Raw genomic sequence first — 429 nt, forward strand, 5'->3', positions numbered from 1 at the left:
GCGCGTGAAGACGAGATCCGTTGCCGTCTGCATACGACGCTCAAGCACCCGCATCGCATCCTCGTTCAACGGAACCGACCGAGCCCGCTTCGACTTTGCGCCCTCGTGGGTGATCCACGCATTGCATTGGGCCAAGTCGATTTGCGAGATACGCAGGCCGAACAACTCTGACGAGCGCATGCCGGTGACCACGGCGACGATCGCGGCATCGCGCATCCAAGGGATGCGCAGTGCGTTGATCATCTTGGCGATCACCTCGGGAGATTCCCACCGAACCCGGACATCAGGCTCTTCGAACCGGTGTAGCTTCGGCACGCGTTCGATCCATCCCCATTCGTGGCACAGATTCAGCATGCGCCGGATCGTGTTGACGTATCGGTTTCGCGTCCCAGCAGAAAGAGGCTTGGCCGGTTTGCCGTTGATGATGCG

At 60.4% G+C, this 429-nt stretch carries 1 protein-coding gene; it reads right to left on the minus strand.

The features are described 5' to 3' along the window. The coding region (locus FQ705_RS03840; protein ID WP_144138096.1) for a tyrosine-type recombinase/integrase at positions 1-429 on the minus strand (429 nt) is incomplete at both ends.

It is taken from the genome of Paraburkholderia sp. BCC1884 (assembly GCF_900996225.1).
In the GTDB taxonomy this organism is placed as follows: domain Bacteria; phylum Pseudomonadota; class Gammaproteobacteria; order Burkholderiales; family Burkholderiaceae; genus Paraburkholderia.